This window comes from Chryseobacterium gwangjuense (assembly GCF_021311115.1).
Classification (GTDB): Bacteria; Bacteroidota; Bacteroidia; order Flavobacteriales; family Weeksellaceae; genus Chryseobacterium; species Chryseobacterium gwangjuense.
Genome location: NZ_JAJTNP010000005.1, coordinates 208,982 through 222,697 on the forward strand (window position 1 = coordinate 208,982; position 13,716 = coordinate 222,697).

The window sequence follows — 13,716 nt, forward strand, 5'->3', positions numbered from 1 at the left end:
TTTTTAATGTTTGATATAAAAATTCACCAAAAGCAATGCCATATTTGAATGTTGAAATGTATGAGATACGGATTGATGATTACCTCTATAGTTTTTTTGTATATCGCTGAAAGCACTTCGCGCCATGTTTTTTGTACTTTTGTTACATGGAAATTTTGGATATTCTTATTATCGGAGGTGGACCAATCGGATTGAATTGTGCACTGGAGGCTCAAAAAAATAATCTTACCTATTTAATTATTGAAAAAGGAACTATTGTCAACTCTTTGTACAATTATCCTTTATATATGCGTTTTTTCTCAACTGCCGAAAAGCTGGAAATTGATACTATTCCTTTTATTTCAACCGCTCCAAAACCCGGAAGACAAGAAGCGTTAGAATACTACCAAGGAATTGCAAGACAGCGAAATATGAACATCAATCTATATGAAAAGGTTGAAAAAGTTTCCAAAGAAAATGAAATCTTCACAATTACAACTTCAAAAGGAGAATATCGTGCTAAACATGTGATCATCTCAACCGGATTTTATGACATCCCCAATCTGATGAATATTCCAGGAGAAGGTTTACCAAAAGTAAAACATTATTATACAGAACCATATCCTTACGCAAAACAGAAAATTATTGTTGTGGGCTCAAGTAATTCCGCTGTAGATGCAGCATTAGAAACCTTCAGAAAAGGAGCGGAAGTTACCATGATTGTCCGTCATTCCGAAATTTCTAAAAGTGTAAAATATTGGGTAAAACCGGATATTGAAAACAGAATTGCAGAAGGAAGCATTAAAGCTTTTTTTAATTCCGAAATGATTGAGATTAAGGAACATTCTGTAATTTTTAAAGATGAGAAAGGAACAATACATGAGATAGAAAATGATTTCGTTCTGGCGATGACCGGCTATCTTCCCGATTTTAATTTCCTGAAAAATTCAGGAATAGAATTGCAAGGTGATTGCCTGAATCCGCTTTACAATGCAGAAACCATGGAAACCAATATTTCTAATTTGTATCTTGCCGGTGTTGTTTGCGGAGGCAAAGATACCCATCTTTGGTTTATTGAAAATTCAAGAATTCATGCAGAAATGATTATGAAAAATATTCTTTCAAAATAGAAGATATAAAACAGGAAGCTAAAAAATATAGCTTCCTGTTTTTATTTTATTCTCTAATTTCTAAATCCTTTTTATCCTTAATCAGCCAAGGAACAATAAAATAAAAGGCGATGGCAATAAAGGTCGCCAAAATTCCCGTTCCGATCCACAATGTAGTAAATCCGAATTTCTCGGCAATTAAGGTTCCTAGATATGGAGTAATGATAAATGCAATGGAAAATGAAATTCCATTCAGTCCCATATAAGCGCCTTTATTATTTTCTCCGGATCTCAACGCTGTAATTGTAGACATAAAAGGTAATGTCCAGATTTCACCGATACAAAGGATCGTCATTGAAATTATCAACGTAACCATACTATAATCAAACGCCATCATTGCATAAGAAAATCCACAGATAAAAGTTCCTAAAAGCATTGTAATAGCTAAATTAAAATACTTTTCAGCAATTTGTACGAATCCCATTTCAAGCAAAACAATTAAAAAGCCGCTGTAACCTAAAATATATCCGATATTCTGCTGGCTCAATTTTGCCGTATCTTTATAAAATATAGTTAACGTACTGAATAACTGAAAGAAACAGATAGAGAACAGCATACAAAAGAAACAGTAAATCAGGAATTTACCATCACGATACGGCGAATTTTCTTTTTTTATTTCAATTGCTTCTTTTACCTTTTTCGCTTTCAGTTTGGCAAGTTTATTACGTTTTCTAAAAAATATAATATAGAGAATTCCCGCTGACAAAGCTGCAAAAGCATTCGTAAAAAATAAAAACTCATACGAAATAGCAGATAAAATACCTCCTAAAGCAGGACCTATGGAAAACCCTAAATTAACCGCCATTCGGTTTAATGAAAATGCTCTTGTAATATTTTCAGGTTTTGCATATTTTGTAATAGCCACCGAGTTTGCAGGACGAAACGCATCACTTACAATACTCTGCAGTAAAATAATTGTTGCTACTCCAACTTCTGTTTTGAAAATAGGAATTAAGCAAAACAAAGGAACGCTCAATAGCAAACTGATGTACTGAACCTTATATTCTCCAATTTTATCTGTAATATAACCTCCCAACCACGATCCTATTACTGATCCTATTCCAAAAAAGCTGAGAACAATTCCCGTATTTTCTATACTGAATTTCAAATGATCGGTCATATAAACTCCCAAAAAAGGAAGTACCATTGAGCCTGCACGATTGATAAGCATTACCAGTGCAAGCATCCAGCTTTCGTTCGAAAGCCCTTTGAATGAGTTGGTATATAAATGTATAATTTTCACAATTTCTAATATTTTTTTATGATTTGATGATGTTTTAAACAAAAAACAGGACTTAAAAAATTAAGCCCTGTCTCATTTATACTATATAAATAAATTTTTACTCCGGCTTATAAGAGTCTTTTAAGGTCACAGTTCTATTGAACACAAAATTTGTATCCGTAGAATCCTGATCCTTCGTGAAATAGCCAATTCTCTGGAATTGAAGAGGTTCTCCAACTGCCACATCTTTTAAGCTAGGTTCAGCAAATCCTTGAATTGTTGTTACCGATTCCGGATTAATGAAGTTTAGGAAGTCTACATCTTTTTCAGCATCAGGCTGTTCCACAGTGAATAATTTCTCGTAATTTCTTACTTCCACAGAAATCGCGTGTTTCGCAGAAACCCAGTGAATAGTCCCTTTTACTTTTCTCAGACTTTCCTCAGTTCCGCTTCCAGACTTAGATTTTTCATCATAAGTAGCGTAAATTGTTGTGATGTTTCCATTTTCGTCCTTCTCTACTCTTTCACCTTTAATAATGTAAGCAGATTTTAAACGAACTTCACCTCCTAATCTCAATCTAAAGAACTTATTTCCAGCCTCTTCCTTAAAATCTTCACGCTCAATATATAATTCTCTAGAGAACGGAATTTCTCTTGTTCCTGCATCTTCCTGTTCATTATTATTTTCTGTAGTTAGCCATTCTTCCTGCCCTTCCGGATAGTTTTCAATGACTAATTTAATAGGATCTACAACGGCCATTACACGTTTCGCAACTTTATTCAAATCCTCACGAACGCAGAAATCCAATAACTGAATTTCAATTAAATTTTCTCTTTTTGCAACCCCAACTTTATCAATAAAATTTCTGATTGCATTGGCTGTAAAGCCTTTCCTTCTCATTCCGGAAATCGTAGGCATCCTTGGATCATCCCAACCATTCACTACATTTTCAGCAATCAGCCTTTGTAGTTTTCTTTTGGAAGTAATCATATAGGAAACATTCATCCTTGCAAATTCTCTTTGCTTGTTTTTCACCTTACCTTCTTCATATACCTGATCTAAATACCAGTTATACAATGGTCTGTGGTTTTCAAACTCTAAAGAACATAGTGAGTGCGAAATTTGTTCGATATAATCAGATTCACCATGAGCCCAATCGTACATAGGATATATCTTCCATGCCGTTCCTGTTCTGTGGTGAGGCTTATTCAAAATTCTGTACATAACAGGGTCACGCATATTCATATTTGGCGAAACCATATCAATTTTTGCACGAAGAGACATTGAACCACTTTCAAATTCCCCGTTTTTCATCCTTTCGAATAAGTCTAAAGATTCTTCAACAGGGCGATTTCTGAACGGAGATTCAATTCCCGGTTCTGCAGGATTTTTTCTTTGCTCAGTAATCACTTCAGACGGTTGCTCATCTACATAAGCTTTTCCTTCTTTAATTAACTGAACCGCCCAATCGTAAAGTTGCTGGAAGTAATCGGATGCGTACAAAACTTTATCCCATTTGAAACCTAACCATTCAACGTCTTTCATAATAGAATCTACGAATTCCTGTTCTTCTTTCTCAGGATTCGTATCGTCGAAACGAAGGTTTACGGGAGCATTGTATTTTTCACCCAAACCGAAGTTGATGCAGATCGCTTTTGTATGACCTACATGCAGATAACCGTTTGGTTCAGGCGGAAAACGGAAACGGATCTGATCATTTTTCAGACCGTTTGCCAAATCATCTTCGATAATTTGCTCAATAAAATTGAGTGATTTTTTTTCTTCTTCCATTAAATTCGCTTTAAGATGTCGAATACTACGACAATTTGCAAATTTAAGAAAATTTAAGGGGTAAAAAAAATAGATCGTCTTTACATGAAACTTAAAAAACTCACCAATTTGTTACTTTTTTTCATATTATAGATAAAAAACGTCAAATAATTGATAAAGTAAAGATTTTTAATGTTATTTTTGTAGCAGACTAATAACACTAACGAGGTAGTAAAATTTTTAAAAAAAATATCACTATACCATGAAAAAAGTAAAATCCATATTCTCAGACTTTGTTAATTATATCAAAAAAGTCATTTTTGTAGAAAATGTAGTTTGATTTTTTTTTGTGAACTTTTTAGGTGTTTAAATTCTAAAGTAAAGCTCTTCTCCTTTAAGTTCTAACTGAGTAGCAAAGTTATTAGTAAACAATCCACCAGTACCTAAACCTTGTGGCATTTTATTATTTTTGATAAATGTATACTGAGCAATGGCATTCAGTCCGATATTACTTTCTAATGCCGAGGTAATCCACCAACCGATATTTAGTTGTTCAGCAAGAGAAATCCACTCATCACAACCTTCAAAACCACCCACTAAAGCAGGTTTCAAGATAATATATTGTGGTTTTATGGTTTCCAGTAATTTTTTCTTTTCGCTGAAATCAATAATTCCTATTAACTCTTCATCCAAAGCAATCGGAGTCGGAGTTTCAGCACACAATTCTGCCATTTCGCTCCAGTTTCCAGCTTTAATAGGCTGTTCAATAGAATGGATATTTAGATCTGCCAATTGCTGTAAAACGGTTTTCGCTTCTTCTTTAGTAAATCCGCCATTGGCATCAACGCGAAGCTCTAATCTTTCTTTTGAAAATTTTTGTCTTAATTTTTGGAGAACTTCATGCTCAGATTTCCAATTGACCCCTATTTTTAATTTAATACAATGAAATCCCTTTTCCAGTTTATCCTGAATCTGTTCTTCCATATAATGAATATCTCCCATCCAAATCAACCCGTTGATAGTAATCGGAGTTTTCCCAGCTGTAAAATCACTTGGAAAATAGAGATTCTCTCCATGTTTTAGATTGGAGACAGCTTGCTCATATCCAAACCAAATAGAAGGAAATAATTTTAATTTTGTTTTTAGAAATTCAGAATCTTTATTAATATTTTCACAAAGCCATTGCAGCTTTTCTTCATACTCCGGTTTGTCATCGAAGCTCAATCCTCTGAAAATTGCACATTCCCCTATTCCTTTTTTCCCGTTTTCAGAAATTTCCAGAATAAAGGTTTCCTTTTCATACAAAACGCCGCGAGATGTTCCACTCGGGCGTTTGAATTCTAATAAATATCTTGAATATTTTGCTGTCATTATTTTACGCTATCAATTCGCATAAATTCTTCTGCTTTTTCTACCATTTCGATACTTCCGCAGAAAAAAGGAATTCTTTGATGTAATTCTGTCGGTTCAATTTCTAAAATTCTTCTGAAGCCGTCTGTCGCTTTACCACCCGCTTGTTCAGCCAGGAAAGACATTGGATTACATTCATATAGCAATCTCAACTTTCCGTTTGGAGCTTGTGAATAAGATGGATAAATATAAATTCCACCTTTTAGCATATTTCTATGGAAATCAGCCACCAATGAACCAATATATCTTGAAGTATAAGGTCTGTCCCCTTCTTCCATCTGACAATATTTAAGGTAGTTTTTTACACCTTGAGGGAATTTGATATAATTTCCTTCATTAATAGAATAAATTTTACCTGTTTTTGGAAACTGCATATTTGGATGAGAAAGGTAATAAGTACCCAAAGACGGATCTAATGTAAATCCGTTCACTCCATTTCCGGTAGTATACACAATCATTGTTGAAGAACCATAGATTACATAACCTGCTGCAATCTGATTAACTCCTTTTTGTAAAAAGTCTTCCAGCTGAACCGGAGTTCCTGGTTCCGTAACTCTTCTGTAAATTGAAAAAATTGTTCCCACTGAAACATTGACATCAATATTTGAAGAACCGTCTAAAGGATCAATCAGTACAACATATTTACTCAAATGTCCGTTTTCTCCGCATTTAATATCAATAAAATCATCATTTTCCTCTGAAGCAATCCCACAAACAACCTCTCTTTGAGACAAAGCCGTAATAAAAATCTCATTGGCAATCACATCCAGCTTCTGTTGTTCTTCACCCTGAACATTTTGGTTTCCGGCAGCACCTGTAATATCTACAATTCCTGCTTTGTTTACTTCTCTGTTTACCACTTTTGAAGCCAATCTTATTGCGCTTAGAAGACGGGAAAACTCCCCTGTAGAATACTGAAAATCTTCCTGTTTATCAATAAGAAACTCTCCTAAAGTCTGTAATGGTTGCTCTGACATATTTTTCTTTTTACGTTTTCCCCAAATTTCGTAAAATTTATCGCAATTAAAAAACATTCTTAATAAAAGACATTAAATACTGTTTATCAATATAATACAAAAAAAATTTCACCATTAACAAAAAAATCTATCCCAAAAAATTCTCCCGTTTTATTGAAGCAATACGAAAAGTTGACTCTAATTTATGATTTTAATAAAATCTTAAGCCTATCCGATAATCAGGCTATTTCATATCTCGCTGTAAATTTATAATTTTGACACCCGTAAAAAACTCTCATAAATTTTTATCTAACAATTTTATTATTAACAATTTAATGAAAATTTTCAAGTTTGGTGGAGCATCAGTAAAGGATGCCGAAAGTGTGAAAAATGTATCTATGGTCTTAGAAAGCCAGGGGTTTGCAAAATGTTTGCTGGTAATTTCAGCAATGGGCAAAACAACTAATGAACTGGAAAAAGTTGTAGAACTTTATTTCAAGAAGGACAACTATCAAACGGAAATTGAAAAGATAAAACTAAAACACATTGAGATTGCTGAAGGTTTATTTCCTGAAGGTCATGCTGTTTTTGCAGAAATCAATTTATTTTTTGATGATATAGATTCTTTTTTAAGAAGAAATAAATCGCCAAACTACAGTTTTGTTTACGATCAGGTAGTGAGCTGTGGAGAAATGATTTCTACAAAAATCGTAAGTGAATATTTAAACGAAATTCAGTTTACCAACCAATGGTTGGATGCCAGAGACTATGTAAAAACAGACAATTCTTACAGAGAAGGAATTGTAGACTGGGCAAAAACTGAAGAATTCATTTCTCATCTGAATAAAGAAATGTGCTATGTAACTCAGGGTTTCATTGGCTCTGATGAAAACAACTTCACGGTAACATTAGGAAGAGAGGGTTCGGATTACTCTGCCGCAATCTTTGCCTACTGCTTAAATGCAGATGCAATGACAATCTGGAAAGATGTTCCCGGAGTAATGACCGGTGACCCAAGAAAATTTCAGGATGTAACTTTGCTTTCCAATATATCTTATGAAGAAGCCATAGAAATGGCTTATTATGGAGCAAGCGTTATTCACCCGAAAACATTGCAGCCACTTCAGCAAAAAAATATTCCTTTCTATGTAAAATCTTTCGTAGATCCTACAAAAGAAGGAACAAAGGTGGGAGCATCTGAACAAAATCAACACGAAGAATCTTATATATTAAAAGAAAATCAAACTTTATTGAAAATCTCTACCAGAGACTTCTCTTTTATTGCAGAAGATCATATGAGTTTAATTTTCGGATATTTATCTAAATATAAAATCAAAGTTTCATTGATGCAGAATTCGGCAATTTCACTAGCTTTATGTTTGGAAGACAAATTTAATACTATTGATGAGCTTAATAACGAACTGCAAAAAGTATTTGAAACAGAAGTTGTAAAAAATGTATCTTTATTTACCGTAAGAAATGCGAAGATGGGGAACATTGATAAATTCTACCAAGAAAAAAGTGTATTATTGGAGCAGATTTCGAAGAATACACTTCAAATGGTAACAAAATAACACAAATTGCATCGAAACACACATGAGTTTAATATCGAAAAACGATTTGATAAAAGCTTCCGGCTTAAATAAAATGGGATTTCTAAAGAATCCTATTGCTGCTGCAGTAATGAGCATTGCAAAAATAAATGAAGTCAATAAATTATATGACAAACTAAAAGATAAGGAAGATAAAGACTTTTTCGATTCATTTGTAAGAGAAAGAAATCTAAGCTATATTGCTTTTGAAGAGGATTTGGCAAAAATTCCGAAGACGGGTCCGTTTATCTTGGTATCTAATCATCCACTGGGTGCAATAGACGGGATTTTAATGTGCAAAATCTTATCAGAAGTCCGTCCGGATTTTAAGGTGATGGGTAATTTCCTTTTGGAAAAAATCAAACCTATGGAACCATATGTGATTTCTGTAAATCCTTTTGAAAACAGAAAAGACGCTTACAGCAGCTCATCCGGAATGCGCGAAACATTAAAGCATTTACAAAACGGCGGTTGTATAGGTATTTTCCCTGCAGGAGAAGTTTCGAATAAGAACAATCCTTACGGTGAAATTCTAGATAAAGAATGGGAAAAACCGGCATTAAAGCTTATTAAAATGGCGAAAGTTCCGGTAGTTCCTATGTATTTTCATGCGAAAAACAGCAGGCTTTTTTATCAGGTTGCAAAACTTCATCCAAGTTTACAAACATTGATGCTTCCTGCAGAAATGATGAATGATAGAGAAAAACCTATCAGAATCAGAATTGGAAGACCCATCACTGTAAAAGCAATGGATGATATGGAAACCACCGAGGAATTGGGAGAATTCTTAAAACGTAAGGTTTATATGATGAAATCTTACTACGAAAAAAGAAAATCTTTGGCCCAAAGTATTAATCTTCAAAATTTATCGGTAAAATTCCCTTTACTCAGAGAAGAAAATATCGTTCAGAATATCATCGACGAAACTCCGAAAGAAGACATTCTTAAAGACATCAGTAAACTGAAAGGCACAGACAAAATGTTTTTCAGTAACGGAAATTATGAAGTATATTTTACTTCCTATGAAGAAATCCCTTCTATTATGAGGGAAATCGGGCGTCAGAGAGAACTTACGTTCCGCGCAGTTGGTGAAGGAAGTAACCTCCCTTTTGATTTAGATGAATACGACAAACATTATCATCACCTTTTCCTTTGGGACAATGCTGAAGAAAAACTGGTAGGATCTTACCGAATGGCTTTAGGGAAAGACGTCATGAAAAAATTCGGGATAAAAGGGTTTTACACCAGTTCTTTGTTTGAATTTGAGCAGGACATCCACCCTTTCTTCAAAAAAGTGATTGAAATGGGACGTGCTTATATCTGTCAGGAATATCAGCAGAAACCACTTCCGCTTTTCCTTTTATGGCGAGGAATTGTACATGTCTGCTTAAGAAACCCGGATCATAAATTTTTGATGGGAGGTGTAAGTATTTCCAATAAGTTTTCTGAGTTTTCAAAATCTTTGATGATTGAGTTCATGCGTTCAAACTATTATGATTCTGCTGTAGCTCAATACATTACCCCAAGAAACGAATATAAAGTAAAGCTCAGAGATAGAGATAAGAATCTTTTCTTTGATGAAATGGAATCTGATCTGAACAAATTAGATAAAATCATCGATGATTTAGAACCGGAACTTAGATTACCTGTTTTAATCAAAAAATATATCAAGCAAAACGCAAAAGTGATTGCCTTCAATGTAGATCCCAACTTCAATGATGCCATTGATGGATTGATGTACATTCGAATCAGTGATCTTCCTGAAAACACGATAAAGCCTGTATTAGAGGAAATGAGCGAGCAAATAAGGAAAGAACAGGAAAATAATTCGGCTGAAAATCAATAGGTTTTTAAGTTTTGTTAAAAAAAGTAGGATGAATACTTGTTTCATATACCAAAACTTACTACTTTTGCATCACTTTAAAACAACGAAGTAAAAAGAATGGTTTCTTAGCTCAGTTGGTAGAGCAATGGATTGAAAATCCATGTGTCCCTGGTTCGATTCCTGGAGAAACCACTTAAAAACCACCTGTAAAAAGGTGGTTTTCTTTTCAAAACTGTTTTAAAATAAAATTTGCAGGATTTAATAATTATTATTACTTTTGCACCACTTCAAAAACGAAGTAAAACCAATGGTTTCTTAGCTCAGTTGGTAGAGCAATGGATTGAAAATCCATGTGTCCCTGGTTCGATTCCTGGAGAAACCACTTAAAACCATCTCAATTGAGATGGTTTTTTTGTTTTTAAACTGAGTCAGTTTACATTCATTTAAAAATAAGTATCTTCGCTTCTTTAAATTTCAGATTGAAAATGAAAAGTATCATTTCCGGGTTATTTGTATTTATTTCTCTTTTCACCTTCGCTCAGGACGGAATTCAGTTCCAAGATATTCCTTTTAAAGATTTAGTGGCAAAAGCAAAAAAAGAAAAAAAACTAGTTTTCATAGATGCTTACGCTTCCTGGTGTGGTCCTTGCAAAATGATGGAAAAGAACGTTTTTGTTCAAAAATCAATAGGGGATTTTTTCAACAAAAGTTTTGTCAATGCCCGAATTGATATGGAAAAAGGAGAAGGGAGGGAAATTGCCGTAAAATTTGGCGTTCGCTCCTATCCTACTTACCTTTTCTTAAACGGTGAAGGAGAATTGGTTTCTCAAAACTACGGATATATGGAAGCGGGGATGTTCTTGCTTATGGCACAAGACATCAACTCTCCCAACAATGCTAAAGGTTCTTTAAAAGAACGATTTGCTAAAGGAGAAAAAGATCCTGAATTTTTGATCAATATCATTAAATTAAACTCATCTTCAGATTTTGAATTTGCTAAAAAGGCTTCCGAAAGATATTTTGAAAACAAAAACAAAGCAGAAGAACTAACCAAAGACGATATTGGATATTTACTTTACTTCTTAAAGTCTACAGAAGATCCTAATTATAAAGTCTTTGTTTCAAGAAAGTCGGAAATTATTAAATTCTTACCTGAAAAAATGTATTCAGACTTTGATCATCAACTCATTTTATCTAAAGTTGTTGCACAATCCATTGATGAAAAAAGCAAAAAGATCAATGATGATTATTTCATGAAAACTGCCGAACCTTTGGTTGGTAAAGAAGAAGCAAAAACGAAGCTGAACCAAACCAAACTGGCCTATTACGAGCAAAACGCCAACTTTCCGGAATACGAAAAAACGGCTTTAGAATATTATAAAAAAACAGATTCGTTTGAACCGAACGAACTTTTAAAAGCAGCATGGATTTTTTCTGAGCATGTAAAAACAGTCTCTTCTTTAAAAAAAGCAGCTGAATGGGCAGAACAATCTGTAATGCGTGGCGAAAATTCTGAAAACACCTACATTTTAGCTAAGCTGTATTTCTTGACCGGAAATAAAGAAAATGCCAAAAACTTTGCTGAAATGTCTCGAAATATTGCAGTCCAAAACAACAAAGACGCTAGTCTTGCAGAAGAATTATTAAAACAAATCAAATAAATAGTAAAACTTTGAAAAATAAAATTTTATTATCCTTATTAGGATTATTTGCATTAAACACAATAAACGCACAAACCGCAGAACCTACTCAGGAAGAATCTGAGAAAAAAGTATATGTAAAAGGCAATGCTTTACTTATCCCTGTTGGTATTGTAAATGTGGGAATTGAGCATCAATTAAGCAAAAACTTCACTTTACAAGGTGATGTACTTATCTCTCCTTGGAAATCCTTTGCAGGAAAACATGCACAAGCTTATTTGTTAGGTTTTGACGGAAGATATTATTTTAGTAAAGCTTTCGAAAAATTCTATATCGGAGCCAATATTTCCGGAGGCGCTTTCAACATACAGAAATGGAACTACTGGAATGATGATCTTTATACTCATAAAAATGGCGAAGTAACCCCTTATGTACAATCCAATCTTTATCAAAAAGGATTTACGTATATTATAGGAGCAGTAGGCGGATATCAGTTCAAATGGAAAGAAAGATGGAACATAGATGTTTATCTTGGTATAGGAACCATGCAAAGTTTTTACAAAGGATATGATAAAGTAAGTGGTGATCGTTATGATAACCTAGAAGACAGAAAGGGACGTGAGTGGGACAGAAGTGGAGAATGGCTACCTTACCGTGGCGGTGTAATGATCTCTTATCAATTAAAATAATTTCTATGAAATTATTCGGAAGAAATCATATTCTAGTTTGCGTTTTCACCTTTGCAATTTTATTTTTAATGAATTACTTAGGCAATGAAGAGGCAGATAAAATGGAGAGAGCCTTAATGACTGCGGCGGCAGGAGTAATTGGATTAACAGTCGGTCTTTTTATTATGAATAAAGGCAAAAACGATAAAAACCCGCCTCAACATTTTGATTAAAATAGAAAAGAGTCAATTGTAAAATTACAATTGACTCTTTTTTTTAAGATTAATTAATCTTTATAAAGAATATACTTACTTCTTATTTTTTCAAAATCTTCCAGATCAGACTTCCATGATGTTTTGATTTCCTGGAATGATTTTCCTGCAATGATTTGTTTTCGTAGCTTATTTGTTCCCGCTAAAGTATCAAACCATAAATTTTTCAGAAAAAAATCTAATTGAGGATTATTATAATTTTGGTATGCCTTAATTACCCATTCTAAGTTCAATGCTCTCAAATCGGTTTTATAATCAGAAAGATTTTCACCATAACACAACTTCCCGTTTAAGAACGGATCTTTTGCGCCAAAATTAGGTTTTGGAGTAAATTGATAAGGTAAATTCATTGTCCAGGGTGAGCCATAAATCTGGAATGGCAAATCTGTTCCTCTTCCCACAGAAACTTGTGTTCCTTCAAAAAAACATAAGCTTGGATATAGATTAATCGCTTTATCATTCGGTAAATTCGGTGAAGGCTTATCCAAAATAGGATAACGTAATTTTTTGTGATAATCCCTCATAGGAATTACTGTATATTTTGCCTGAACTTCATTTTTTAACCACTTCTCACCATTCACCATTTTCCCATACTCTCCTATTGTTAAACCATACACAACAGGAACTTCATGCATGCCTACAAAACTTGCCCATTTTTTCTTTAAAACCGGACCATCTGTATAACCATCATGCGGATTGGGTCTGTCCAAAACCATAATTTCTACATTGTTTTCTGCTCCGGCTTCCATTAAATAAGTTAACGTTGAAATATAAGTGTAAAACCTCACTCCAACATCCTGAATATCAAAAACGACGATATCAATTCCTTTCAACTGTTCAGGTTTAGGCTTTTTATTGTTTCCGTATAAAGAGACAATTGGGATTCCGGTTTTTACATCTACTCCATTTTTTACTTTTTCACCAGCATCAGCATCGCCCCGAAAACCATGTTCAGGAGCAAAAATAGATTGAATTTTAATACCATTTTTAACCAAAAAATCTACCAAATGTGTCCTGTCACTCATAAGCCCGGTCTGATTAGTAACCACTCCAATTGTTTTGTTTTTTAACATTGGAAGGTAAAGTTCCGGCTGGTCTGCTCCGGTTCTGAAATCAATTTTATCTTGGGTCTGAGAAGAATATTGATTGAATACTCCTAAAAAAATTAGGCAAATAAGAAGTAAATTTTTAATTTTGAAATCTAAATTCATA

Annotated in this window: 11 protein-coding genes and 2 tRNA genes; 8 read left to right on the top strand and 5 right to left on the bottom strand. The window is 33.8% G+C overall.

All coding sequences use genetic code 11. The annotated features are described in order from the left end of the window. The first annotated feature begins 146 nt into the window (after nucleotides 1–146). Nucleotides 147–1,109, top strand: a complete 963-nt coding sequence (locus LV842_RS11560) for a YpdA family putative bacillithiol disulfide reductase (protein WP_233111615.1) — start codon at nucleotides 147–149, stop codon at nucleotides 1,107–1,109. A 46-nt stretch (nucleotides 1,110–1,155) separates the two neighbouring features. On the opposite strand, the gene LV842_RS11565 is transcribed toward LV842_RS11560, so the two are convergent. The 4 genes from LV842_RS11565 to fbp all read right to left on the bottom strand — a co-directional run bounded on the left by LV842_RS11565 (nucleotide 1,156) and on the right by fbp (nucleotide 6,528). Next, entirely contained in the window at nucleotides 1,156–2,334 is a 1,179-nt protein-coding gene (locus LV842_RS11565) for an MFS transporter (RefSeq protein WP_262909423.1), read from the bottom strand. 154 nt (nucleotides 2,335–2,488) lie between these two features. Continuing rightward, nucleotides 2,489–4,162: a glutamine--tRNA ligase/YqeY domain fusion protein gene (locus LV842_RS11570; RefSeq protein ID WP_233111617.1), complete on the bottom strand. Its 1,674-nt coding sequence runs from the start codon at nucleotides 4,160–4,162 to the stop codon at nucleotides 2,489–2,491. 345 nt (nucleotides 4,163–4,507) lie between these two features. Then, nucleotides 4,508–5,512: an o-succinylbenzoate synthase gene (menC, locus tag LV842_RS11575; protein ID WP_233111618.1), complete on the bottom strand. Its 1,005-nt coding sequence runs from the start codon at nucleotides 5,510–5,512 to the stop codon at nucleotides 4,508–4,510. Beyond that, on the bottom strand, nucleotides 5,512–6,528 hold the full coding sequence (gene fbp / locus LV842_RS11580; RefSeq protein WP_233111619.1) for a class 1 fructose-bisphosphatase: 1,017 nt from the start codon (nucleotides 6,526–6,528) through the stop codon (nucleotides 5,512–5,514). The genes menC and fbp overlap by 1 nt, the downstream gene beginning before the upstream one ends. Before the next feature lie 314 nt (nucleotides 6,529–6,842). Between fbp and LV842_RS11585 the strand changes: the two genes are divergently transcribed. The 7 genes from LV842_RS11585 to LV842_RS11615 all read left to right on the top strand — a co-directional run bounded on the left by LV842_RS11585 (nucleotide 6,843) and on the right by LV842_RS11615 (nucleotide 12,465). Then, a complete protein-coding gene (locus LV842_RS11585) occupies nucleotides 6,843–8,081 on the top strand; it encodes an aspartate kinase (RefSeq protein ID WP_233111620.1) in 1,239 nt (412 codons plus the stop codon). 22 nt (nucleotides 8,082–8,103) lie between these two features. Then, nucleotides 8,104–9,945 carry a lysophospholipid acyltransferase family protein gene (locus tag LV842_RS11590; protein WP_233111621.1) on the top strand — a complete coding sequence of 614 codons (1,842 nt, stop codon included), beginning with the start codon at nucleotides 8,104–8,106 and terminating at the stop codon, nucleotides 9,943–9,945. A 98-nt stretch (nucleotides 9,946–10,043) separates the two neighbouring features. Further along, nucleotides 10,044–10,116 (top strand) — tRNA-Phe (locus LV842_RS11595). A 117-nt stretch (nucleotides 10,117–10,233) separates the two neighbouring features. Continuing rightward, a tRNA-Phe gene (locus LV842_RS11600) sits at nucleotides 10,234–10,306 on the top strand. A gap of 103 nt (nucleotides 10,307–10,409) precedes the next feature. Continuing rightward, complete coding sequence (locus tag LV842_RS11605; RefSeq protein ID WP_233111622.1) at nucleotides 10,410–11,585, top strand: thioredoxin family protein; 1,176 nt, start codon at nucleotides 10,410–10,412, stop codon at nucleotides 11,583–11,585. Between the two features lie 11 nt (nucleotides 11,586–11,596). Further along, on the top strand, nucleotides 11,597–12,253 hold the full coding sequence (locus LV842_RS11610; protein WP_233111623.1) for a DUF3575 domain-containing protein: 657 nt from the start codon (nucleotides 11,597–11,599) through the stop codon (nucleotides 12,251–12,253). Nucleotides 12,254–12,258: 5 nt separating this feature from the next. After that, nucleotides 12,259–12,465, top strand: a complete 207-nt coding sequence (locus LV842_RS11615; protein WP_233111624.1) for a hypothetical protein — start codon at nucleotides 12,259–12,261, stop codon at nucleotides 12,463–12,465. Between the two features lie 53 nt (nucleotides 12,466–12,518). Here LV842_RS11615 and LV842_RS11620 read toward each other — a convergent pair whose 3' ends face one another. Next, nucleotides 12,519–13,715: an exo-beta-N-acetylmuramidase NamZ family protein gene (locus tag LV842_RS11620; RefSeq protein ID WP_233111625.1), complete on the bottom strand. Its 1,197-nt coding sequence runs from the start codon at nucleotides 13,713–13,715 to the stop codon at nucleotides 12,519–12,521. Nucleotide 13,716: the final 1 nt, after the last annotated feature.

What these genes read in the sequence shown, in the direction of transcription:
- LV842_RS11605 (WP_233111622.1), top strand. Translation starts at nt 10,410, where the DNA reads ATGAAAAGTATCATTTCCGGGTTATTTGTATTTATTTCTCTTTTCACC.
- LV842_RS11560 (WP_233111615.1), top strand. Translation starts at nt 147, where the DNA reads ATGGAAATTTTGGATATTCTTATTATCGGAGGTGGACCAATCGGATTG.
- menC (WP_233111618.1), bottom strand. Translation starts at nt 5,512, where the DNA reads ATGACAGCAAAATATTCAAGATATTTATTAGAATTCAAACGCCCGAGT.
- LV842_RS11620 (WP_233111625.1), bottom strand. Translation starts at nt 13,715, where the DNA reads ATGAATTTAGATTTCAAAATTAAAAATTTACTTCTTATTTGCCTAATT.
- fbp (WP_233111619.1), bottom strand. Translation starts at nt 6,528, where the DNA reads ATGTCAGAGCAACCATTACAGACTTTAGGAGAGTTTCTTATTGATAAA.
- LV842_RS11590 (WP_233111621.1), top strand. Translation starts at nt 8,104, where the DNA reads ATGAGTTTAATATCGAAAAACGATTTGATAAAAGCTTCCGGCTTAAAT.
- LV842_RS11565 (WP_262909423.1), bottom strand. Translation starts at nt 2,334, where the DNA reads ATGCTTGCACTGGTAATGCTTATCAATCGTGCAGGCTCAATGGTACTT.
- LV842_RS11570 (WP_233111617.1), bottom strand. Translation starts at nt 4,162, where the DNA reads ATGGAAGAAGAAAAAAAATCACTCAATTTTATTGAGCAAATTATCGAA.
- LV842_RS11615 (WP_233111624.1), top strand. Translation starts at nt 12,259, where the DNA reads ATGAAATTATTCGGAAGAAATCATATTCTAGTTTGCGTTTTCACCTTT.
- LV842_RS11585 (WP_233111620.1), top strand. Translation starts at nt 6,843, where the DNA reads ATGAAAATTTTCAAGTTTGGTGGAGCATCAGTAAAGGATGCCGAAAGT.